Source organism: Escherichia sp. 20412-1 (assembly GCF_003027595.1).
GTDB classification, from domain to species: domain Bacteria; phylum Pseudomonadota; class Gammaproteobacteria; order Enterobacterales; family Enterobacteriaceae; genus Escherichia; species Escherichia marmotae.
This window is the reverse complement of sequence record NZ_PYQM01000001.1, coordinates 229,416-252,114: the sequence shown is the minus strand read 5'-3', so window position 1 is coordinate 252,114 and position 22,699 is coordinate 229,416. Positions and strand designations below refer to the sequence as shown.

Genomic DNA, 22,699 nt, shown 5'->3' with positions numbered 1-22,699 from the left:
CCCCTTAGTTTTTGCGGAACATTTTCAGCATACGCTGAGTCACGGTGAAGCCACCGAAAATATTAATGCTGGCTATAAGCACCGCGATAAAACTAAGGAAGCTAACCCAGCCGCCCTGGCCAATCTGCAACAGTGCTCCGACAACAATAATCCCTGAAATCGCGTTGGTGACCGACATCAGCGGCGTATGTAGCGCGTGCGATACATTCCACACCACGTAATAGCCCACAACGCACGCCAGCGCGAACACGGTGAAATGCCCGAGGAACTCTTTTGGTGCAACATTTGCCAGCCAACCGAAGAGGATGATTGCCAACGCCATCAGGGCGTATTTACGCCACGGTGAACAGGTGCATTTTTCCTCAGCTTTGACTTCCGGTGCGGCTTTCTGTGTCGCCTGTGGCTGGGCTGAAACCTGAATCGGCGGTGCCGGCCAGGTAATTTCGCCAGCACGAATCACGGTCACGCCGCGAATCACTACATCATCAAAATCAACAGTAATGTTGCCGTCTTTCTCCTTGCACAACAGCTTCAGCAGATTGACAAGGTTGGTGCCGTAAAGCTGTGAGGATTGTGTTGGCAGACGCCCCGGAAGATCGGTATAACCAATCACTTTGACGCCATTTTCCGTAGTGAAGATTTCACCCGGCACGGTGTATTCACAGTTACCGCCGTTTTGTGCGGCCAGATCGACAATCACACTGCCCGACTTCATGGAGTCAACCATTTCGCGGGTAATCAGTTTCGGTGCCGGTTTACCTGGAATAAGCGCGGTGGTCACAATGATATCGACCTCTTTTGCCTGCGCAGCAAAGAGTTCCATTTCTGCCTTGATGAACGCTTCCGACATCACTTTGGCATAGCCATCGCCGCTGCCTGCTTCCTCTTTGAAATCCAGTTCGAGGAATTCCGCGCCCATACTTTGAACTTGTTCTTTCACTTCCGGGCGGGTATCAAACGCACGCACAATCGCACCGAGACTGTTTGCCGCACCAATGGCCGCGAGACCCGCAACACCCGCACCAATCACCATCACTTTTGCCGGAGGCACTTTACCTGCCGCGGTGATTTGCCCGGTAAAGAAACGCCCAAACTCATGCGCCGCCTCAACAATGGCGCGATAGCCGGCGATGTTCGCCATCGAACTTAACGCGTCCAGTGATTGCGCGCGTGAGATACGCGGTACGGAGTCCATCGCCATCACGGTGACGTTACGTTCCGCAAGCTTTTGCATTAGCTCCGGATTCAGCGCAGGCCAGATAAAACTCACCAGCGTTGTTCCTGGATTCAGTAACGCAATTTCATCATCTAACGGCGCATTGACCTTCAGAATGATATCTGACTGCCAGACGTTATTCCCTTCTACTATTTCAGCGCCCGCTTGCACAAACGCTTTATCGTCAAAACTTGCCAGTTGACCCGCGCCGCTCTCTACCGCGACGGTAAAACCCAGTTTCAGCAACTGCTCCACTGTTTTGGGCGTTGCTGCAACACGGGTTTCATTGGTTAACCGTTCTCTTGGTATTCCAATTCGCATGATATTCCCTTCCATCGGTTTTATTGATGATGGTTTGCCTGTGTCAGGAACCACACAAGCCGCTCATATACGAGCTAAATGTTACTCCGTTAAAATAAATTAGTAACAAACGCCCTATAACGTACTGAAAATAATGCTTGCGATCTAGCGCCAAAAATCACTATTTCGGCGTTAACTCGAAAAATATTAACGATTCAGCCTTGATAGTGAGATAAACACCATAGAACAACGGATAAAGGGCGATAATTGTCTCCGATAGCCAGGTAAAACATGAGATCACCCCGGTGCAAACTGTCACTTAACATTAAATTAACTTATACAATTCAGCCGTTTCAGCCGTTGCATGTTGCTACGGTTACTTTTTAATCACAGATGGTTATTCGATCAGGTTTAAAATCAAATCAGGAAGTCTGATATGAAAAATCACGCAGACAGTTACACCGTTTAAATGCAATAATCAGCCACGTTTCTCGTTAATAACAATACCAGTACCTGGTTTGCGCAAGGCGAAGGATTATTTTTATGAAGCTTAAGAACACCCTCCTGGCGTCGGCACTGCTTTCTGCTACGGCATTCTCCGTTAACGCAGCAACAGAACTGACACCGGAGCAAGCGGCAGCGGTTAAACCTTTTGATCGTGTAGTGGTTACCGGACGTTTCAATGCCATTGGCGAGGCGGTGAAAGCCGTTTCCCGTCGTGCTGATAAAGAAGGTGCAGCCTCCTTTTATGTTGTCGACACGTCAGATTTCGGTAACAGCGGTAACTGGCGAGTGGTTGCCGATCTCTATAAGTCTGATGCTGAAAAAGCAGAAACCGAAAAAAATCGCGTGATTAACGGTGTGGTTGAACTGCCAAAAGACCAGGCCGTTCTGATTGAGCCGTTTGACACTGTCACCGTCCAGGGCTTCTACCGTAGCCAACCGGAAGTGAATGACGCCATCACCAAAGCGGCGAAAGCAAAAGGCGCATACTCTTTCTACATCGTTCGCCAAATCGATGCCAACCAGGGCGGTAACCAACGCATTACAGCGTTCATCTATAAAAAAGATGCTAAGAAACGTGTAGTCCAAAGCCCGGATGTGATCCCGGCAGACTCCGAAGCCGGACGTGCAGCCCTGGCTGCCGGTGGCGAAGCCGCGAAGAAAGTTGAAATCCCGGGTGTTGCCACTACCGCATCACCAAGTTCCGAAGTTGGTCGTTTCTTCGAAACTCAGTCCTCAAAAGGCGGACGTTACACTGTCACGCTTCCTGACGGCACTAAAGTCGAAGAACTGAACAAGGCAACCGCAGCGATGATGGTGCCGTTCGACAGCATTAAGTTCTCAGGTAACTACGGTAACATGACCGAAGTCTCCTACCAGGTTGCTAAACGTGCCGCGAAGAAAGGTGCGAAGTATTACCACATCACCCGCCAGTGGCAGGAACGTGGTAATAATCTGACCATCAGCGCAGACCTGTATAAATAACTATTCAGTATCCCAATGAGGCGGCTTTATGCCGCCTTTAGCATTTTTAGTCACAAATTTCCCCGTGACCATTGCATGCAGACACATCTCTTCGTAAAATCCCGCGCTTCAGTGGCAAACACCATTTTTATGCGTCCTGCCCTAATATTTATTCTTTTGAACACCTTTTAAACACTGGATATCGATGGAAAAGAAACTGGGACTGAGCGCACTCACCGCGCTGGTATTAAGCTCAATGCTGGGCGCAGGTGTTTTCAGTCTGCCACAAAATATGGCCGCGGTTGCCAGCCCGGCAGCACTGCTCATCGGTTGGGGCATTACTGGCGCTGGCATTTTATTACTCGCCTTTGCCATGCTGATCCTGACACGCATTCGTCCCGATCTTGACGGCGGCATCTTTACCTATGCTCGTGAAGGTTTTGGCGAACTCATTGGTTTCTGCTCCGCATGGGGATATTGGCTGTGCGCGGTTATCGCTAACGTCTCCTATCTGGTGATCGTCTTTTCTGCATTGAGTTTCTTCACCGATACGCCGGAACTGCGTCTGTTTGGCGATGGCAACACCTGGCAATCGATCGTCGGTGCATCCGCACTTTTGTGGATTGTTCACTTTTTGATCCTGCGCGGTGTACAGACCGCTGCCAGCATTAACCTGGTGGCAACGCTGGCAAAATTGTTGCCATTGGGACTGTTTATTGTACTGGCGCTGATGATGTTCAAACTGGACACCTTCAGACTCGACTTCTCTGGCCTTGCACTTGGTGTACCGGTGTGGGAACAGGTGAAAAACACCATGCTGATCACCCTGTGGGTATTCATTGGTGTGGAAGGTGCGGTGGTGGTTTCTGCGCGTGCGCGTAATAAACATGATGTCGGCAAAGCGACACTCCTGGCGGTACTTTCCGCGCTGGGCGTTTATTTACTGGTCACTCTGCTTTCGCTGGGCGTGGTTGCGCGTCCTGAACTGGCGGAAATTCGTAACCCGTCTATGGCGGGCCTGATGGTGAAAATGATGGGGCCGTGGGGCGAGATTATCATCGCTGCCGGATTGATCGTTTCCGTTTGTGGCGCATATTTAAGTTGGACCATTATGGCGGCAGAAGTCCCCTTCCTGGCAGCGACCCATAAAGCATTCCCGCGCATTTTTGCCCGCCAGAACGCACAGGCTGCGCCATCCGCCTCGCTGTGGCTGACCAACATCTGCGTGCAAATTTGTCTGGTGCTAATCTGGCTGACCGGTTCCGATTACAACACGTTGCTAACCATTGCCTCAGAAATGATTCTGGTGCCCTATTTCCTTGTTGGCGCGTTCTTGCTGAAAATCGCAACCCGCCCGCTGCATAAAGCGGTAGGTGTCGGTGCCTGCATTTATGGCTTATGGTTATTGTACGCCTCTGGTCCAATGCACCTGTTGTTGTCCGTCGTTCTGTATGCGCCGGGGTTGCTGGTATTCCTGTACGCGCGTAAAACGCATACACATGATAATGTTCTGAATCGTCAGGAAATGGTACTGATTGGCATGCTGTTAATTGCCGCAGTTCCGGCGACCTGGATGCTGGTGGGATAACGTTCGTCCCATCGTTGGATAGCAAAGGAGATAACGATGGGTAATACCCAGCCCTTGCCAATATTAATCACTGGCGGAGGCCGTCGCATCGGCCTCGCCCTCGCCCGGCATTTCATTAATCAAAAGCAACCGGTGATTGTCAGCTATCGGACGCACTATCCTGCCATTGATAGCCTGATTCAGGCGGGAGCACAGTGTATTCAGGCTGATTTTTCGACGAATGATGGCGTGATGGCGTTTGCCGATAAAGTATTAAAAAGCACCCACGGCCTGCGTGCCATTTTGCACAATGCCAGCGCGTGGATGGCAGAAAAACCAGGTACGCCACTGGCTGACGTGCTGGCCTGCATGATGCAAATCCACGTAAATACCCCATACCTTCTTAACCACGCTCTGGAAAGATTACTGCGTGGTCACGGGCACGCCGCCAGCGATATTATTCACTTCACCGATTATGTGGTGGAACGAGGCAGCGACAACCATATCGCCTATGCAGCAAGCAAAGCAGCCCTGGATAATATGACCCGCTCATTTGCCCGCAAGCTGGCACCGGAAGTGAAAGTGAATTCTATTGCACCGTCGCTGATCCTGTTTAATGAACATGATGATGCTGAATATCGCCAACAGGCGCTGAATAAATCGCTGATGAAAACCGCGCCTGGCGAGAAAGAGGTGATCGATCTGGTCGATTACTTGCTCACCAGTTGCTTTGTTACCGGGCGCAGTTTCCCGCTTGATGGAGGTCGACATCTGCGTTAATGCAGTTTCATCCAGCAAATAATCAGCACCCATGCGCTTAGTCCCCAGCACACCACAGAACCTACAAAAGCCGCGGGCAAGCGCATGATTCCAGTGAAATACCACAGCGACGCCAGATAAATAAAATAAGGAATGATCGACCACATACTGAAAATGATGGTTGCGCGTAAGGCTTCAATGCCGCGTTCGCTGGCAACAATATAATGCGCGATGAGCGCAAAGGTTGGGAAAAGCGGGATCAGCCCGGCTATGTAGTAATTTTTCGTTTTTGCTAATACACCAATCAACACCACCACCAGCGCACCAAGCGCGGCTTTGATTACCAGCCCCATCTTTTTACCTTAACACTTCCATAACAAGTCCTTAGTAGAATACCTGATGCAAACTTGTTTAGAAACGATTGATAGTAAGTAAAAACGGTGCAGTGTATTGTGACGTTTTTATATCTACCGTGAATAATATGAACACTATCGTATTTGTGGAAGATGACGCAGAAGTTGGTTCACTGATTGCCGCATACCTGGCAAAACATGATATGCAGGTAACCATAGAACCTCGCGGCGACCATGCAGAAGAAACGATCCTGCGGGAAAATCCGGATCTGGTGCTACTCGATATCATGCTACCAGGCAAAGACGGCATGACTATCTGTCGCGATTTAGGTTCTAAGTGGTCCGGACCAATCGTTCTGCTGACCTCCCTCGACAGTGATATGAACCACATTCTGGCGCTGGAAATGGGTGCCTGCGACTATATTCTCAAAACGACTCCTCCTGCAGTTCTGCTGGCTCGGCTACGTTTACATTTGCGTCAGAATGAGCAAGCGACGCTGACCAAAGGCATTCAGGAAACGCCTCTGACGCCCTACAAAGCATTGCATTTCGGCACGTTGATCATCGACCCTATTAACCGCGTAGTCACCCTTGCTAACACTGAGATTTCACTCTCTACCGCCGATTTCGAACTGCTCTGGGAATTAGCCACTCATGCGGGGCAAATTATGGATCGCGATGCGTTGTTGCGAAATTTACGCGGCGTCAGTTATGACGGTCTGGATCGTAGCGTGGACGTGGCTATTTCGCGGTTAAGAAAAAAACTGCTCGATAACGCTGCTGAACCGTATCGTATTAAAACTGTGCGTAACAAAGGCTATCTTTTTGCGCCCCATGCATGGGAATGAGCGATGAAAAAACTGTTTATCCAGTTTTATCTTTTACTGTTTGTCTGCTTTCTGGTGATGTCCCTGCTGGTTGGACTGGTGTACAAATTTACCGCCGAACGCGCGGGCAAACAGTCGCTGGATGATTTGATGAACAGTTCGCTGTACCTGATGCGTAGCGAGTTGCGGGAGATCCCCCCGCACGACTGGGGAAAAACGCTGAAGGAGATGGATTTAAATCTCTCTTTCGATCTGCGCGTCGAACCCTTGAGTAAGTATCATCTCGATGAAATTTCCATGCACCGACTGCGTGGCGGTGAGATTGTTGCTCTGGATGATCAGTACACTTTTTTGCAACGCATCCCACGCAGCCACTACGTGCTGGCCGTCGGTCCCGTTCCTTATCTCTATTACCTCCATCAAATGCGTTTGTTGGATATCGCGCTGATTGCCTTTATTGCCATCTCTCTCGCCTTTCCAGTATTTATCTGGATGCGTCCGCACTGGCAGGACATGTTAAAACTGGAAGCAGCGGCGCAACGATTTGGCGATGGCCATCTCAATGAACGCATTCACTTTGATGATGGTTCGAGCTTTGAACGACTGGGCGTAGCATTTAACCAGATGGCGGACAATATCAATGCATTAATTGCCAGCAAAAAACAGCTTATCGACGGGATTGCTCACGAACTGCGAACGCCGTTAGTGCGCCTGCGTTATCGGCTGGAGATGAGCGATAACCTGAGTGAAACAGAGTCTCAGGCTCTGAATCGTGATATCAGCCAACTGGAAGCCTTGATCGAAGAACTGCTGACCTATGCCCGATTAGACCGCCCGCAAAATGAGTTGCATCTTAGCGAGCCAGACCTACCGTTATGGCTGTCAACACATCTGGCCGATATCCAGGCTGTTAACCCCGACAAAACGGTACGGATAAAAACGCTCATGCAAGGTCATTATGCGGCGCTGGATATGCGCTTAATGGCGCGCGTGTTGGATAACTTGATCAATAACGCCCTGCGCTACTGCCATTCAACCGTAGAAACCAGCCTGCTACTGGCAGGAAACAGAGCGACATTAATTGTCGAAGATGATGGGCCAGGAATAGCCCCACAGGATCGCGAGCATGTCTTTGAACCCTTTGTGCGTCTCGATCCTAGCCGTGACCGTTCAACCGGCGGTTGTGGGTTGGGACTGGCGATTGTCCACTCTATTGCACTGGCAATGGGCGGCACGGTTAACTGTGACTCCAGCGAACTGGGTGGTGCCCGCTTCTCGTTTAGCTGGCCGTTATGGCATAACATCCCGCAATTTACCTCTGCCTGACACTACGCGCACGGTGGTCAAGTTACCGCCGTTGTGTTATATAATAAGTATGTTGTAACTAAAGTGGTGATTTTATGGCTCGTTACGATCTCGTTGACCGACTCAATACTACCTTTCGTCAGATGGAGCAAGAACTGGCCGCGTTTGCCGCTGAGCTTGAGCAGCACAAGTTGCTGGTTGCCCGCGTGTTCTCTTTACCGGAAGTCAAAAAAGCGGATGAGCATAATCCGCTGAATTGCATTGAAGTTAAGCAACATCTCGGCAAAGAGGCGCAGGCGCTGGCACTACGTCATTTCCGCCATTTGTTTATTCAGCAACAGTCCGAAAACCGCAGCAGCAAGGCCGCTGTTCGTCTGCCTGGCGTGTTGTGTTATCAGGTCGATAATCTTTCACAAGCGGCGCTGGCAAGTCATATTCAGCGCATCAATCAACTCAAAACCACTTTTGAACATATCGTCACGGTTGAGTCAGAACTCCCCACGGCGGCGCGTTTTGAATGGGTACATCGTCATTTGCCGGGACTGATTACCCTTAACGCTTACCGCACGCTCACGGTTCTTCACGATCCTGCCACTTTACGTTTTGGCTGGGCGAATAAGCATATCATTAAGAATTTGCATCGTGATGAAGTACTGGCTCAACTGGAAAAAAGCCTGAAATCACCACGCAGCGTCGCGCCGTGGACGCGCGAGGAGTGGCAAGGAAAACTGGAGCGTGAGTATCAGGATATCGCCGCCCTGCCGCAGGATGCGAAATTAAAAATCAAACGTCCGGTGAAGGTGCAGCCAATTGCCCGTGTCTGGTATAAGGGAGATCAAAAACAGGTACAACATGCCTGCCCTACGCCGCTTATCGCGTTGGTTAATCGGGATAATGGTGCTGGTGTGCCGGACGTTGGCGAGCTGCCAAATTATGATGCCGACAATGTGCAGCACCGTTACAAACCCCAGGCGCAGCCGCTTCGCTTAATCATTCCACGGCTGCACCTGTATGTTGCAGATTAACGCCCGACTTTCATACTGCCGACCATCTGTTCTGGTCGTACCCAACTATCAAACTCGGCTTCGCTAAGATACCCCAACGCAAGGGCTGCGGCTTTTAAAGTCAGCCCTTCTTTGTGTGCTTTTTTAGCGATCTCAGCGGCTTTGTCATAGCCAATGTGGGTGTTGAGCGCAGTCACCAGCATTAGCGACTCATTGAGCAATTGATTGATTCGCTCACGATTCGGCTCAATTCCCACTGCACAATGTTTGTTAAAACTTTCCATGCCATCCGCCAGTAAGCGCACCGATTGCAGGAAATTGTGGATCACCATCGGGCGGAAGACGTTCAGTTCGAAATTACCGGAAGCGCCACCGATGTTGATCGCCACGTCGTTTCCCATCACCTGACAGCAAAGCATGGTTAACGCTTCACACTGCGTTGGGTTCACTTTCCCTGGCATGATTGAGCTGCCCGGCTCGTTTTCCGGAATTGAGATTTCGCCAATGCCACAGCGAGGGCCTGAAGCCAGCCAGCGGACATCGTTCGCAATTTTCATCAGTGACGCCGCCAGCCCTTTCAACGCGCCATGAGCCTGAACCAGTGCATCGCAGGTCGCCAGTGCTTCAAATTTGTTCGGAGCAGTAACAAACGGCGCACAGGTAACTACCGAAAGCTCATCCGCTACGCGACGGGCATATTCCGGATGGGTATTCAGCCCCGTCCCTACCGCTGTACCGCCCAGCGCCAGTTCCGCCACATGCGGCAGGCTGTATTCAATATGTTTGAGATTATGCTCCAGCATCGCTACCCAGCCGGAAATCTCCTGGCCCAGTGTCAGCGGCGTGGCGTCCTGCAAGTGGGTACGACCAATTTTGACGATATCGGCAAATGCGCGCGATTTCTCATTCAGCGTTTGTGTCAGTGTTTTAAGCTGCGGGATGAGTTGCTTGCGTAGCGCCAGCAGCGCCGCAACGTGCATTGCTGTCGGAAAGACATCATTTGAACTTTGGCTTTTGTTCACGTCGTCGTTAGGGTGAATTTTACGTTCCATTCCGCGCACGCCACCGAGCAGTTCGCTCGCCCGATTGGCCAGCACTTCGTTCATATTCATGTTGCTTTGCGTGCCGGAACCCGTCTGCCAGATAGCCAGCGGAAATTCATCGTCATGCTGTCCTGCCAGCACTTCATCCGCTGCCTGACGGATAGCACTCGCTTTCTCTTCAGAGAGTAAACCTAAATCTTCGTTAACTTTTGCCGCTGCACGCTTAGTCAGCGCCAGCGCATGAATCAGTGAGGTGGGCATTTTCTCCGTGGAAATACGGAAATGCTCCAGCGAGCGTTGAGTTTGTGCGCCCCACAGCTTATCTGCCGGGACATCGATCGCACCCATCGAATCTTTTTCGCTGCGTACTGTATTCATGGCCTGCTCCTCACCTGATTAATTTTTTCTTTCTGTTTTGCTTTCGTTAAGCAACTTTTAGCTCACTCATTATTTACTATTTGGTAACAAATGTTTGGTCTTTCGTGCCATGTAAAAAAGCCGCCCCGAAGTAAAGGGCGGCTCAGATTGTTTGCAAAGTACGCTTTGTTCATGCCGGATACGGCGTGAACGCCTTATCCGCCCGCTTATTTCACGCAGCGGGTACACTGCGTGAGTTGAATCTGCTGGAAGAAGTCATTCCCTTTATCATCAACAAGGATAAATGCCGGGAAATCTTCCACTTCAATTTTCCAGATAGCTTCCATACCCAGTTCCGGATATTCAACACATTCCAGGCTCTTAATACTGCCCTGCGCCAGCACTGCTGCCGGGCCGCCGATACTGCCAAGGTAAAAGCCACCATGTTTTTTACAAGCATCGGTCACCTGTTGACTGCGATTACCCTTCGCCAGCATGATCATACTGCCGCCCTGCGCTTGCAGTTGATCGACGTAAGAATCCATCCGTCCGGCGGTCGTTGGGCCAAGAGAGCCGGAGGCATAACCTTCTGGCGTTTTTGCCGGACCAGCATAGTAAATCGGGTGATCTTTGATGTATTGCGGTAACCCTTCGCCGTTGTCCATGCGCTCTTTCAGTTTGGCGTGGGCAATATCACGACCGACAATAATCGTGCCGTTCAGCGACAAGCGGGTAGAAACGGGATACTGCGACAACTGTGCGAGGATCTCTTTCATCGGACGATTAAGGTCAACGCGCACCGCTTCGCCTTCCCCTGCTTTACGCAATTCTTCCGGGATATATTTGCCTGGATTATGTTCCAGTTTTTCGATCCAGATCCCCTGACGATTGATTTTCGCTTTGATATTACGGTCAGCAGAACAGGAAACGCCCATACCAACCGGACAGGATGCGCCGTGGCGTGGCAGACGAATCACGCGGATATCATGGGCAAAATATTTACCGCCAAACTGCGCCCCCAGACCAAGATTTTGCGCTTCAATCAGCAACTCTTTTTCCAGCTCCACATCACGGAACGCCTGACCGTGCTCATTCCCTTCCGTTGGCAGCTCGTCATAGTATTTAGCGGAAGCCAGTTTTACTGTTTTAAGGTTAGTTTCCGCAGATGTACCACCGATCACAAAGGCAATGTGATACGGAGGACACGCCGCCGTGCCCAGCGTACGCATTTTCTCAACCAGATAATTTTTCAGTTTCCCTGGCGTCAGTAACGCTTTGGTTTCCTGATAGAGATACGTCTTGTTTGCGGAACCGCCACCTTTGGCGATACAGAGGAATTTATACTCGTCGCCATCAACAGCATAAAGATCGATCTGCGCTGGCAGGTTAGTGCCAGTATTCACCTCTTTATACATATCCAGCGCTGCGTTTTGCGAGTAGCGCAGGTTATCTTCGATATAGGTGTTATAGACACCGCGCGCCAGCGCCGCTTCATCACCACCACCGGTCCATACACGCTGCCCTTTTTTACCGACGATTATCGCGGTGCCGGTATCCTGACAGGTTGGCAGAACGCCTTTTGCGGCGATGTCGGAGTTGCGCAGGAATTGCAGCGCCACATATTTGTCGTTTTCGCTGGCTTCCGGGTCGCGCAGGATATCGGCCACTTGCTGCTGGTGAGCCGGACGCAGCATAAATGACGCATCATGAAACGCCTGACGCGCCAACAAAGTTAACGCTTCTGGCGCGACTTTCAAAATCTCCTGCCCTTCAAATTCAGATACGCTAACGTGTTCGCTGGTCAGCAGGTAGTACTCGGTATCATCTTTTTTGAGTGGGAAAGGAGCCTGATAATGAAAGGGTTTGTTTGACATTGTTCTCTCACTTACTGCCTGGTTTGGTTATGCTCTGGGCGGGTGTTCCATTGCCCTGTTAAAAGCGAGTTACATTATCCTACACACTTTTTTAACAAAAACTGAGACTAGTACGACTTTTTGCGGCTCCAGGTTACTTCCCGTAGGATTCTTGCTTTAATAGCGGGATTAATTTCCACATTCAAACAGGGATTGATCATGCAAAAACTTATTAACTCAGTGCAAAACTATGCCTGGGGAAGCAAAACGGCACTGACTGAACTTTATGGCATGGAAAATCCATCCAACCAGCCGATGGCTGAATTGTGGATGGGCGCACATCCGAAGAGCAGTTCACGTGTGCACAATGCCGCCGGAGATATCGTTTCACTGCGTGATGAGATTGAGGGTGATAAATCAACTCTGCTGGGAGATGCCGTTGCCAGGCGTTTTGGCGAACTGCCTTTCCTGTTCAAAGTGTTATGCGCAGCCCAGCCGCTCTCCATTCAGGTTCATCCAAATAAACGCAATTCTGAAATCGGTTTTGCCAAAGAAAATGCCGCCGGCATTCCAATGGATGCCGCCGAGCGTAACTATAAAGATCCTAACCACAAGCCAGAGCTGGTTTTTGCCCTGACCCCTTTCCTCGCGATGAACGCGTTTCGTGAGTTTTCCGAGATTGTTTCCCTGCTCCAGCCCGTCGCGGGCGCGCATCCGGCGATTGCTCATTTTTTACAGCAGCCCAATGCCGAACGTTTAAGCGAACTGTTCGCCAGCCTGTTGAATATGCAGGGTGAAGAGAAATCCCGCGCGCTGGCGATTTTGAAATCGGCGCTCGACAGCCAACAGGGTGAGCCGTGGCAAACGATTCGTTTAATTGCTGAATTTTACCCGGATGACAGCGGCCTGTTCTCCCCACTGTTACTGAATGTGGTAAAACTGAACCCTGGTGAAGCGATGTTCCTGTTCGCAGAAACACCACACGCCTACCTGCAAGGCGTGGCGCTGGAAGTGATGGCGAACTCCGATAACGTGCTGCGTGCGGGTCTGACGCCAAAATATATTGATATTCCGGAGCTGGTTGCCAACGTTAAGTTTGAAGCCAAACCGGCCAGCCAGTTGCTGACCCAGCCGGTGAAACAAGGTGCAGAGCTGGACTTCCCGATTCCGGTTGATGATTTTGCTTTCTCGCTGCATGACCTTAGCGATGAAGAAACTACCATCAGCCAGCAAAGTGCCGCCATTTTGTTCTGCGTTGAAGGCGAAGCAACACTGGGTAAAGGTTCTCAACAGTTAGCGCTTAAACCGGGTGAGTCCGCATTTATTGCCGCCAATGAGTCGCCGGTGACGGTGAAAGGCCACGGACGTTTAGCGCGTGTTTACAACAAGCTGTAAGAGCTTACTGAAATAATTAACATCTCTTGCTAAGCTTATTAAAGGCTTATAACACTTCAGGCGGCCAGTCCGCCTGATTTCATTTATGGATAATCATTATGAATAAATCGCTGGTAGCGGTAGGCGTCATTGTTGCGCTCGGCGTAGTCTGGACAGGCGGCGCATGGTACACAGGCAAGAAGATTGAAACCCATCTCGAAGACATGGTCGCACAGGCGAACGCGCAACTCAAACTGACAGCTCCTGAATCCAACCTGGAAGTGAGTTATCAAAACTATCATCGCGGCGTGTTCAGCAGCCAGTTGCAATTAGTGGTGAAGCCCATCGCCGGGAAAGAAAATCCGTGGATTAAAAGTGGCCAGAGCGTCATCTTCAATGAATCTGTTGACCACGGTCCCTTCCCTCTGGCCCAGCTTAAAAAACTGAATTTGATCCCGTCGATGGCGTCGATTCAAACCACGCTGGTCAATAACGCTGTGAGCAAGCCACTGTTTGATATGGCAAAAGGAGATACACCTTTTGAGATTAACTCTCGCATCGGTTACAGCGGCGATTCCAGTTCAGATATCTCGCTCAAGCCACTGAATTACGAGCAAAAAGATGAAAAAGTCGCCTTTAGCGGCGGTGAGTTCCAGTTAAATGCTGACCGAGACGGTAAAGCCATCTCCCTTTCCGGGGAGGCGCAAAGCGGTCGGGTCGATGCAGTTAACGAATACAACCAGAAAGTGCAGTTGACCTTTAATAATCTGAAAACCGATGGTTCCAGCACGCTGGCAAGTTTCGGTGAGCGCGTGGGTAACCAAAAACTGTCGCTGGAAAAAATGACCATTTCAGTGGAAGGCAAAGAACTGGCTCTGTTGGAAGGCATGGAGATCAGTGGTAAATCAGACCTGGTTAATGACGGTAAAACGATCAATAGCCAACTGGATTACTCGCTAAACAGCCTGAAGGTACAGAATCAGGATCTGGGCAGCGGCAAGCTGACTTTAAAAGTCGGTCAGATTGACGGTGAAGCCTGGCATCAGTTTAGCCAGCAATATAACGCGCAAACACAGGCGTTACTGGCACAGCCAGAGATTGCCAACAATGCCGAACTTTATCAGGAGAAAGTGACGGAAGCCTTCTTTAGCGCCCTGCCGCTGATGTTAAAAGGCGATCCGGTAATTACGATTGCGCCGTTAAGCTGGAAAAACAGTCAGGGTGAAAGCGCGCTGAATTTGTCGCTGTTCCTGAAAGATCCGGCAGCGACTAAAGAAGCGCCGCAAACACTGGCGCAGGAAGTTGATCGCTCGGTTAAATCTCTGGATGCAAAACTGACCATTCCGGTCGATATGGCAACCGAACTGATGACTCAGGTGGCGAAGCTGGAAGGCTATCAGGAAGATCAAGCTAAAAAGCTGGCGAAACAGCAAGTTGAAGGTGCATCAGCAATGGGCCAGATGTTCCGTCTGACCACCTTGCAGGACAATGCCATCACCACCAGCCTGCAATATGCTAACGGTCAGATCACGTTGAATGGTCAGAAAATGTCGCTGGAAGATTTTGTCGGTATGTTTGCGATGCCAGCACTTACCGTTCCGGCTGTACCGGCCATCCCGCAACAGTAATTCACAGCCAAAACGCCGGAGAGTTTTCTCTCCGGCGTTTTTTCACTTCAACATAAAGTCATACTGAATACTCATTTTCACATCCCAGTAATTCAGGCGATTGCCCAGCGTACTACCATCGCGCTTTTCCCGTCCTTTATCGGCTGCAAGAAAGAAATTCATCCCTTGTAGCGGCCCTTCGCTGACCCGATAGTTCATACCGCCTAAGATACCTGCGCCTTCAATCCGCACATCTCGTTTACTGGATTCATAGCCGCGAGTCACAATCGGTGCCAATGTCAGCGTAAATTGCGGGGTTAAACGATAATTGACACCCAATTGCCAGGACTGCATACCTTCCCGGTTACGATCAAGACTTAACGAGAAAGGATAACCAATATCGGTGTCCACCACGGCTCCGTTCATCGCATGACGCAGATAACCACCGCTACCAAACACGCTTCCCCACGGCGCGCTCCACGTCAGTTGGCCGCTAACCAGCGCCGTTTCATTGGGCTGGTTGGTGTTACGACTTAAGCCTTCCAGTTGCGCATAAAAGCCGAGCAACTCCCCTTTCAGCGCATAATCCCGGGCGAGCGAAATGCTTTTCTCAAAAATAGTTTGTAGCTGATTAGAAACATCTTTCTGTGCCGATGCCCCCAAAGAATAACGGCTGGTATCATCATGCCAACTGGCAGCTAAAAAAGAACGAGCGCGATGTTTATCGTATTTTCCGGTCTGGCTGTTATAAACACCTTCATCACGGATACCGGTTGTTGAATCAGTCCATAAAAATACCCGGGAGCGCCACATTCCCCACAGTTCAATATTGGGCGTTAAAGCCCAATAACCTAATGCTCCTTCAGAAACGGTCGGTAATGTACGTTGCGAACTGCCAGCAATTAACGGAATACGATAAGGTAAACTACCATAACTATAATCTGTCCCGAAACGACCTAATTTAAGTAAACTCTTTTCACTCGGTTTTATTTTTACCGCACCCAATGCATAGCCAAAACTTTTATCGCCATCAAGATACCATCGGGTACTCATATCAGCACGAGCACCTAATTTATAAACATAATAGGCTCCACCTTCGACGCCAATAATATTAGCGTAATAACCGCTATTAAAATCGAGCAATCCTCCTTGCACCCATGCGTAAATATCTCTTCCCGCGCCAGCACTGGGCTTGTCAGCCCGGCGCAATTCATTTTTCAGTCTGATTCGTAGTCCCGCTTCATCGTCAGCCAGTTGTGCAGCGTAAGCGGAGGTAAGGCCAGAGGCAGCCGTCAGGGAAATAACGGCCATGGCCACTATTTTTCTCATAGTTGCACCTTTGATGTTCTGATTATTTTTATAAGATATTAATTAGTGATATCGCTGATTAATTGCTGCTGCATTTTTTTACGATTATCAATTTCGACCACAATTTCTTTGAATTTTTTATCAGTCAGCGGATAAAACCAAATTATAACGAATGCCAGTAGCATAAATCCGCAAGGGACTAAGGCAATTGATGTGCGGATCCCCATAATAACTTCCGGCGTTTGTGCCTGATTCGCAATATATCCGCTTAATCCCAAAATAAAGGCGGGAATTGAACCCCCTATTGCCTGTCCACATTTTCGGGTAAATGAGAATAATGAATAGGTAAGCCCTTCAATGCGTACACCGGTCAGGTATTCACCATATTCTACAGTATCGGCCTCCAGCGCCCACATCACCGTCATGGTAACGCCCTGACCAACTGAAGCGATGGCTAACGCGATCAGTGCCACCGGCAGCGACCAGACTGAAACCCAGAAGAACAGCAAATAACCACAAGTTCCCAGCAGAGCGCCAATCAGGAAGGTATTCTTTTTACCGATTCTGGCAACCATTCCCGGTACCAGCGGTGCCGATGCCACTGTGCCGACCAGGTTTTGCACCAACACCAGCACAGTAAACAACCCGGCATCATTCAGTACATAGCGCACGTAGAACAACGACGAAGCACTGACCGCGAAGGTCGAGATCAGCACGCATAGCGCGCCAATGCACAACATAAACAGCGGACGATTCCGTTTCAGCGTTTGCAGGCTGATCTTCAATGACGGCTGCGCCACGATACGCACTACATTCTCGCGCGTCGATTTAAAGCAAATGAAGTAAAGCACCATCCCGGCAATCGCCAGGGTAATCGTCCAGAAATGGTATACCGACACCATCTCCTCCGGGCTGGAGTGCTTAATGCTCGGGCCAATCAGAAAAGCCAGGCAGACAAAGGTCAGCGAAGCGGCAATCCCGCGAGCCGCGCCCAGACGGGCGCGGGATTGTGGTTGTTGGGTCATGGCAGTTGCCAGTGAGCCATAAGGTATATTGACCAGGCTGTAACAAAGCCCCAGCCCCATATAAGTCAAATATGCATACACCACTTTGCTGCTATGACTCCAGTCGGTCGGCACCCAGAAAACCAGCACGCTGAAGATCATTAACGGTGCAGTGCCGAACAGCAAGAAGGGGCGGAATTTGCCCCAACGGGTATTTACGCTGTCTACCACCCGTCCGGCGAAGACGTCAGCAAAAGCATCGAATACCCGCACCAGTAATAGCATGGTGCCCGCCGCAGCGGCACCGACGCCAGCGACGTCGGTGTAGTAACTCAACAGGAAGAGCGCCCCCATGGCGAAGGCGAAGTTATTGGCAACGTCACCGAGGCTGTAGCCGACGATGGTGCGCCATGAGAGTTGTTGATTCATTTTTTGCCTCCCTGCTGCGGTTTTTCACCGAAATTCATGCCAGTCCAGCGTTTTTGCAGCGAGAAAGCCGCCGATTTTGGTTTGCGGTCACGAGTGAAAATCCCTTTCTTGTTACCGCCAACGCGCAGAATGCCCTGCGAAGTTGCAAAATCAGCGAAGTTCCATACCTGTTCACCAACGACAGCACTAACGCGGTCAAAGACGCGGTGATACATATCCAGCCACGCGCACTGATACTCTTCACTCCACATATCGGTGTACATCGAGTGCAGACCGGCTAACGTATCCACCCCGTATTCGGTGATGATAATCGGCTGATGCAGTTTCTCCTGCCACGCAAGCAGTTCTTTTTCCAGTACCTTTTCTGCCGTCTCCAGATCGCCGCTTTGGACATACCAGCCGTAATAACGGTTCAGACACAGCACATCAAAGAGATCGCTGATGGTATCGGTGTGAGCGTCGCAGAACATCACATTGACGCAGGTGATCGGTCGTGTCGGGTCGAGTTTACGCGTTGCTTCTGCCAGTGGCGCGAAATATTCCCGGGCACCTTGCGGGCGGGTATCTGGTTCATTGGCAATGCTCCACATCACCACGCTTGGGTGGTTTTTGTCACGCGCAATCAGTTCTTTAATCGCCTGTAAGTGCGCCTGCTGGGTTTCCCCATTGACCGCCTCTTCGCTGTACAGTTCTTTCGGTTTGTTGCCCGCTTCGAAACCAATTCCTAAAGAAAGGTTAAAGCCGACGGCGGCAGTTTCATCAATCACCACAATGCCATGTTCGTCAGCCCAGTCGAGCATCTCTTCAGCGTAAGGGTAATGCGAGGTGCGGTAAGAGTTGGCACCAATCCAGTCCATCAATGCGTGATCGTGCACCATCAGCACGTTATCGAATCCCTTGCCACGCAAATCCGCATCTTCATGACGACCAAAGCCAGTGAAGTAGAACGGTTTGTGGTTGATCAGGAACTGTTCACCCTTTACTGCCACCGAGCGGATACCGACGCGCAGTGGATAGATGTCGCACTCTGTCTGGCTTTTTGCGGTGACGCACAGTTCATAGAGATACCCATCACCGGGTTGCCAGAGATTCGGGTTCACCACTTGCAAGGTTCCGCTGTGACCTTGTCCGGCTGCGACAACCTGCTGATCAGCATCACGCAGTTCGACGCTGATATCACCATTGGCCACCACCTGCCAGTCAATGGAAGCGTGGTTGCAGTCTTGCGCTACATGCGTCACCACGGTGATATCGTCCACCCAGGTGTTCGGCGTGGTATAGAGCATTACGCTGCGGTGGATCCCGGCGTAGTTAAAGAAATCATGGAAATAAGACTGCTTTTTCTTGCCGTTTTCGTCGGTAATCACCATTCCCGGCGGGATAGTCTGCCAGTTCAGCTCATTGTTCACACAAACGGTGATACGCACACTTTTTCCGGCAATCACATATGGAGTAACATCGGCTTCAAACGGCGTATAGCCGCCCTGATGCTCCATCACTTCCTGATTATTAACCCACACTTTGCCGTAATGAGTGACCGCATCGAAACGCAGCACGATACGCTGGCCCGCCCAACCTTTGGGTATAAAGACTTCGCGCTGATACCAGACATTGCCCACATAATTACGAATATCCGCATCAGCAAACTGATCGTTAAAACTGCCTGGTACGGCAATCGCCCGACTCTCTTGCAACGTGCTTTCCCACCAACGCTGATCATTTCCACAGTTTTCGCGATCCAGGCTGAATGCCCACAGACCGTCGAGTTTTTTGATTTCACGGGTTGGGGTTTCTACAGGACGTAACATAAGGGACTCCTCATTAAGATAAAAATACTGGTCAACCTTTAATTTGATTAGTTAACCAATTAAGCAATGCAAACAGTTATCTGTGAGAAACCCACGGAAGAGAAATGGAAATAAAAAGAACTGACACCGCGATCAAAAAACCAAAAACTGCAATACCCACAGCGTGACATGGATCGCATTAATCTCTAAAACAACGTTGACAGAAGCCACAAAATAAGCAACCGAACGCTCGTTCGAGTTGCTTAAAACGCTAAATTTCCGTGACATATGGTTGTGGTGTATGTGTTAACGGGATTTTGCGATCAGGCGAGAACGTTTTGGTATGGTGCTGTTAAGGACATTAAATGCGGGCGCAGTGGTCACCGGCCCGCGGCAAGAAGATATCAGGATGCGGTTAAAATACCGCCAATCATCGCACGTAATCCCTGGGCAAATGACGCGTCACCCGCCAGGTCTTCGGCTTCGATGTCGGCCAGTACGCCATAGGTCAGATCCAGCAATAAACGAGAGGTCATCGCCGTGTTAATGTCAGGACTTATCTCACCTTTTTGCTGGGCATCGCGCATACGCTGGGCGATGTATTCGGTGATTGTCAGATGCTTATTCCTGAGCATAGCGGCAACCTGCGGATTGCGCATTCCTTCCGCCATAATCTCTACCACCAGCGCCCGCTGGGCAAAGGCTTCATGCGTCAGGGAGACTATCGACTCGACCATATATTCTACAAAATGAATCCCTTCGATAGGGTCCCGGAAGCGGGCCAGCGCCCTCTCCTGATCCTGGAGGATAATTGCCTGAATCAAGGCTTCTTTAGAAATGAAATGGTGGTAAAGCGTCCCGGGACTTATACCGCAGGATTTACAGATGGCTTTCATCGAGGCACTGTGAAATCCATTTTCTGAAAAAATCTCTCTGGCAGCATTGAGGATCCGGATCCGTGTCGGTTGTGCTTCAGTCTGCATGTTATCCATCGTTAAACCAATATAGTTAGCATGAATAACTAGTTTACCGCGTTGTCAGGTGAGCGCCTATCATTGCTGTTGAATAGTGCGAAGGCACACCCGATTCGTTTACTATTTACACGATAATTGGTCAACCAATGAACATAGCCTGGTTACCAGTTTTCTGGCGTTTTTTCACTGCTGAACTCGCTGTACCGGTAAACAACACTCACTCAGTTGTTTACCGGCCTGCTAGCGATTAATTAAGCTCCTGTACCCCACCGCCGGATACGGTGAGTATTTGCCCGCTTATCCAACTGGCAGCAGGTGAACACAGAAACAGCGCCGCGTTAGCAATATCTTGCGGTTGACCCAGACGTCTGATTGGCGTGTGCTGCAACATTTTTTGTTCAATTTCTGGCGTAATAACGGATTTTAGAGCATCAGTTAATATTGCCCCCGGCGCAATGCCATTCACCCGAATATTTTTTTCACCCAGATCAAATGCCATATTTCTCACCAGATGACTGGCCGCAGCTTTAGATGACGCATAGGAAGTCATGTTTTTATTTTTATTTTCTGCAGCCATAGAAGTGATAGTCAGAATAACGCCTCCGCCATTTTTTTCCATTTCTGGTGCAATGAGTTGTGACAGATGGAAAAAAGAAAACACATTCAGTTCATAAGCGCGGCGGAAATCCGCCATTGGCATATCAAACGGTTTAGGACCACCGCCACCCGCGTTGTTAACCAGAATATCCACTTTGCCCAACTTACTGATGGCAAAGTCTGCCAGAGCAGATAATTCCTGTTCGGAAGTAATATCACAACGCCAGGCAAATGCCTGTCCACCAAGCTGTTGAATCTCATCAACAACATGATTTGCTGCATCGGCATTAATATCACTGACCACCACAGATGCACCTGCTGTCGCGAATGTAATGGCAATTTCTTTACCAATACCAGCACCCGCACCGGTGATGATGGCGCATTTTCCGTCGAGTCTCAGGTTGTCAGAATTAAACACATAAACCTCCTGTGAACTTCAGTAAATAAATTAAAAGGCACCGCCTGTGTGCCACATTTTTTATCATTAACCTCGGGGAAAAGACACTACCAGGTATAGCAGATAAAGAGAGATTATTTCGCCGTAATGAGCCGCGCGGGGATAATCAGATTTCGAGAGTGATTCTCTTCGTGACTGATTTTTTGCATCATGCGATCGGCAAGCGTAAAGCCCAGTTCCCGCGCAGGTGTGCAGGCCCAGACAATCGGAAAATCATCAAGAGAAGTTTGCGTTACATCAGTAAATGCCGCTAATGAAACCTGTTGCTCAAAATAACGATCGACCCCGCTTTCGCCGCTTTGCCGCCCTGCTTTCAGTAAACCAAACCACGCGCCCATCGCAATGGTTTCGTTGTAGCACACCACCGCGCTGATAGTCGGGTTATGGCGCAAAAGCGCCGTTATAGCTTCCGCAGCCAGCTTCTGGCTGGAAGAACATTCCAGTACCCAATCGCTGTGAAACGGCAGACCAAATTTTAATAGTGTTGCGCAATATCCACCCACTCGTTCCGCGCGGGTTAAAGAGGAACTTTGCCCTCCCAGCCAGGCGATACGCTGATGCCCATTGCGAATAAGGTGTTCCGTCAATAACTGCGCTGCCTGCATGTTATCCGGGCGAACAGTATCCACATCTTCAAGATAGCTGGCACGGGATGCAAAAATCACCGGGATGTCTTTTTCTTCTGCCATGCGCCGCAGGTCATCACTGCTTCCTGCCGCACCGGCAATCACCACACCATCGACCCCCTGATTCAGTAGCAGTGAAAATCGCTGGGCCAGTTGCTCGCCATCTTTACCGCCGTGGAGCAAAAAAACCATCCGCCCCTGTGCTTCCAGTGCCTCTGTCAGCCCGGCCGTTAATTCAGCGTAAAACGGCGAAGATAAGTCGCGCACAATTAAGCCAATTACGCCACTCTGCCCGCCGCGCAGCGCAGATGCCTGGCGATTTCGCACAAAGCCTAACTCTTCAATGGCCGCGTTAACCCGTTCTCCCGTGGCGGCAGATATTCGCCCTTTGCCACTAAGCACCAGCGAAACGGTACTGACTGACACGCCCGCAGCCAGCGCAACATCATGAATAGTGATTTTTTTGGCGGTAGCCATGCAGATGA

General features: G+C 50.1%; 18 protein-coding genes. 8 read left to right on the top strand and 10 right to left on the bottom strand.

Annotated features, from left to right (window positions below):
- Nucleotides 1-4: 4 nt before the first annotated feature.
- Nucleotides 5-1,537, bottom strand: coding sequence for a Re/Si-specific NAD(P)(+) transhydrogenase subunit alpha (gene pntA, locus C7B16_RS01390; protein WP_001516350.1), 1,533 nt, complete (start codon nucleotides 1,535-1,537; stop codon nucleotides 5-7).
- Between the two features lie 522 nt (nucleotides 1,538-2,059).
- Here pntA and ydgH point away from each other — a divergent pair.
- The 3 genes from ydgH to folM all read left to right on the top strand — a co-directional run bounded on the left by ydgH (nucleotide 2,060) and on the right by folM (nucleotide 5,330).
- Nucleotides 2,060-3,004 (top strand): DUF1471 family protein YdgH, encoded by a 945-nt coding sequence (gene ydgH / locus C7B16_RS01385; protein WP_001516349.1) that lies wholly within the window; start codon nucleotides 2,060-2,062, stop codon nucleotides 3,002-3,004.
- A 184-nt stretch (nucleotides 3,005-3,188) separates the two neighbouring features.
- Nucleotides 3,189-4,571, top strand: a complete 1,383-nt coding sequence (locus C7B16_RS01375; RefSeq protein ID WP_000412361.1) for an amino acid permease — start codon at nucleotides 3,189-3,191, stop codon at nucleotides 4,569-4,571.
- A gap of 36 nt (nucleotides 4,572-4,607) precedes the next feature.
- Nucleotides 4,608-5,330, top strand: a complete 723-nt coding sequence (gene folM, locus C7B16_RS01370; RefSeq protein WP_107179277.1) for a dihydromonapterin reductase — start codon at nucleotides 4,608-4,610, stop codon at nucleotides 5,328-5,330.
- Here folM and C7B16_RS01365 read toward each other — a convergent pair.
- Nucleotides 5,327-5,662: a GlpM family protein gene (locus tag C7B16_RS01365; protein ID WP_000524883.1), complete on the bottom strand. Its 336-nt coding sequence runs from the start codon at nucleotides 5,660-5,662 to the stop codon at nucleotides 5,327-5,329. The two genes, folM and C7B16_RS01365, sit on opposite strands and share 4 nt — an antisense overlap.
- Nucleotides 5,663-5,790: 128 nt before the next feature.
- Here C7B16_RS01365 and rstA point away from each other — a divergent pair, with 128 nt between their 5' ends.
- The 3 genes from rstA (at nucleotide 5,791) to tus (ending at nucleotide 8,819) form a co-directional block, all read left to right on the top strand.
- On the top strand, nucleotides 5,791-6,510 hold the full coding sequence (gene rstA, locus C7B16_RS01360) for a two-component system response regulator RstA (protein ID WP_107179276.1): 720 nt from the start codon (nucleotides 5,791-5,793) through the stop codon (nucleotides 6,508-6,510).
- 3 nt (nucleotides 6,511-6,513) lie between these two features.
- On the top strand, nucleotides 6,514-7,815 hold the full coding sequence (gene rstB, locus C7B16_RS01355; RefSeq protein ID WP_000732531.1) for a two-component system sensor histidine kinase RstB: 1,302 nt from the start codon (nucleotides 6,514-6,516) through the stop codon (nucleotides 7,813-7,815).
- Nucleotides 7,816-7,889: 74 nt separating this feature from the next.
- Nucleotides 7,890-8,819 (top strand): DNA replication terminus site-binding protein, encoded by a 930-nt coding sequence (gene tus, locus C7B16_RS01350; RefSeq protein ID WP_107179275.1) that lies wholly within the window; start codon nucleotides 7,890-7,892, stop codon nucleotides 8,817-8,819.
- Here the strand turns inward: tus and fumC are convergent.
- Together fumC and fumB are read right to left on the bottom strand one after the other, a co-directional pair.
- On the bottom strand, nucleotides 8,816-10,219 hold the full coding sequence (gene fumC / locus C7B16_RS01345; protein WP_107179274.1) for a class II fumarate hydratase: 1,404 nt from the start codon (nucleotides 10,217-10,219) through the stop codon (nucleotides 8,816-8,818). The two genes, tus and fumC, sit on opposite strands and share 4 nt — an antisense overlap.
- A gap of 206 nt (nucleotides 10,220-10,425) precedes the next feature.
- A complete protein-coding gene (fumB, locus tag C7B16_RS01340) occupies nucleotides 10,426-12,072 on the bottom strand; it encodes a class I fumarate hydratase (RefSeq protein ID WP_001516347.1) in 1,647 nt (548 codons plus the stop codon).
- A 198-nt stretch (nucleotides 12,073-12,270) separates the two neighbouring features.
- Between fumB and manA the strand changes: the two genes are divergently transcribed.
- Entirely contained in the window at nucleotides 12,271-13,446 is a 1,176-nt protein-coding gene (manA, locus tag C7B16_RS01335) for a mannose-6-phosphate isomerase (protein WP_001516346.1), read from the top strand.
- A gap of 98 nt (nucleotides 13,447-13,544) precedes the next feature.
- On the top strand, nucleotides 13,545-15,053 hold the full coding sequence (locus tag C7B16_RS01330; RefSeq protein WP_016248682.1) for a YdgA family protein: 1,509 nt from the start codon (nucleotides 13,545-13,547) through the stop codon (nucleotides 15,051-15,053).
- Between the two features lie 42 nt (nucleotides 15,054-15,095).
- Here the strand turns inward: C7B16_RS01330 and uidC are convergent, their stop codons facing one another.
- From uidC to malI, 6 genes are all read right to left on the bottom strand, one after another.
- Complete coding sequence (gene uidC, locus C7B16_RS01325) at nucleotides 15,096-16,361, bottom strand: glucuronide uptake porin UidC (protein WP_016248681.1); 1,266 nt, start codon at nucleotides 16,359-16,361, stop codon at nucleotides 15,096-15,098.
- Between the two features lie 38 nt (nucleotides 16,362-16,399).
- Complete coding sequence (gene uidB, locus C7B16_RS01320) at nucleotides 16,400-17,773, bottom strand: glucuronide transporter (RefSeq protein ID WP_001075870.1); 1,374 nt, start codon at nucleotides 17,771-17,773, stop codon at nucleotides 16,400-16,402.
- Complete coding sequence (gene uidA, locus C7B16_RS01315; RefSeq protein WP_001516343.1) at nucleotides 17,770-19,581, bottom strand: beta-glucuronidase; 1,812 nt, start codon at nucleotides 19,579-19,581, stop codon at nucleotides 17,770-17,772. The genes uidB and uidA overlap by 4 nt, the downstream gene beginning before the upstream one ends.
- Nucleotides 19,582-19,964: 383 nt before the next feature.
- Complete coding sequence (gene uidR, locus C7B16_RS01310) at nucleotides 19,965-20,552, bottom strand: DNA-binding transcriptional regulator UidR (RefSeq protein ID WP_061091139.1); 588 nt, start codon at nucleotides 20,550-20,552, stop codon at nucleotides 19,965-19,967.
- 229 nt (nucleotides 20,553-20,781) lie between these two features.
- On the bottom strand, nucleotides 20,782-21,549 hold the full coding sequence (gene hdhA, locus C7B16_RS01305; RefSeq protein ID WP_000483368.1) for a 7-alpha-hydroxysteroid dehydrogenase: 768 nt from the start codon (nucleotides 21,547-21,549) through the stop codon (nucleotides 20,782-20,784).
- Between the two features lie 113 nt (nucleotides 21,550-21,662).
- Nucleotides 21,663-22,691 (bottom strand): mal regulon transcriptional regulator MalI, encoded by a 1,029-nt coding sequence (gene malI / locus C7B16_RS01300; RefSeq protein WP_107179273.1) that lies wholly within the window; start codon nucleotides 22,689-22,691, stop codon nucleotides 21,663-21,665.
- Nucleotides 22,692-22,699: the final 8 nt, after the last annotated feature.

Bases quoted from the DNA above. Each gene is read 5' to 3' on its own strand.
- pntA (WP_001516350.1), bottom strand. From the start codon at position 1,537: ATGCGAATTGGAATACCAAGAGAACGGTTAACCAATGAAACCCGTGTT.
- ydgH (WP_001516349.1), top strand. From the start codon at position 2,060: ATGAAGCTTAAGAACACCCTCCTGGCGTCGGCACTGCTTTCTGCTACG.
- C7B16_RS01375 (WP_000412361.1), top strand. From the start codon at position 3,189: ATGGAAAAGAAACTGGGACTGAGCGCACTCACCGCGCTGGTATTAAGC.
- folM (WP_107179277.1), top strand. From the start codon at position 4,608: ATGGGTAATACCCAGCCCTTGCCAATATTAATCACTGGCGGAGGCCGT.
- C7B16_RS01365 (WP_000524883.1), bottom strand. From the start codon at position 5,662: ATGGGGCTGGTAATCAAAGCCGCGCTTGGTGCGCTGGTGGTGGTGTTG.
- rstA (WP_107179276.1), top strand. From the start codon at position 5,791: ATGAACACTATCGTATTTGTGGAAGATGACGCAGAAGTTGGTTCACTG.
- rstB (WP_000732531.1), top strand. From the start codon at position 6,514: ATGAAAAAACTGTTTATCCAGTTTTATCTTTTACTGTTTGTCTGCTTT.
- tus (WP_107179275.1), top strand. From the start codon at position 7,890: ATGGCTCGTTACGATCTCGTTGACCGACTCAATACTACCTTTCGTCAG.
- fumC (WP_107179274.1), bottom strand. From the start codon at position 10,219: ATGAATACAGTACGCAGCGAAAAAGATTCGATGGGTGCGATCGATGTC.
- fumB (WP_001516347.1), bottom strand. From the start codon at position 12,072: ATGTCAAACAAACCCTTTCATTATCAGGCTCCTTTCCCACTCAAAAAA.
- manA (WP_001516346.1), top strand. From the start codon at position 12,271: ATGCAAAAACTTATTAACTCAGTGCAAAACTATGCCTGGGGAAGCAAA.
- C7B16_RS01330 (WP_016248682.1), top strand. From the start codon at position 13,545: ATGAATAAATCGCTGGTAGCGGTAGGCGTCATTGTTGCGCTCGGCGTA.
- uidC (WP_016248681.1), bottom strand. From the start codon at position 16,361: ATGAGAAAAATAGTGGCCATGGCCGTTATTTCCCTGACGGCTGCCTCT.
- uidB (WP_001075870.1), bottom strand. From the start codon at position 17,773: ATGAATCAACAACTCTCATGGCGCACCATCGTCGGCTACAGCCTCGGT.
- uidA (WP_001516343.1), bottom strand. From the start codon at position 19,581: ATGTTACGTCCTGTAGAAACCCCAACCCGTGAAATCAAAAAACTCGAC.
- uidR (WP_061091139.1), bottom strand. From the start codon at position 20,552: ATGGATAACATGCAGACTGAAGCACAACCGACACGGATCCGGATCCTC.
- malI (WP_107179273.1), bottom strand. From the start codon at position 22,691: ATGGCTACCGCCAAAAAAATCACTATTCATGATGTTGCGCTGGCTGCG.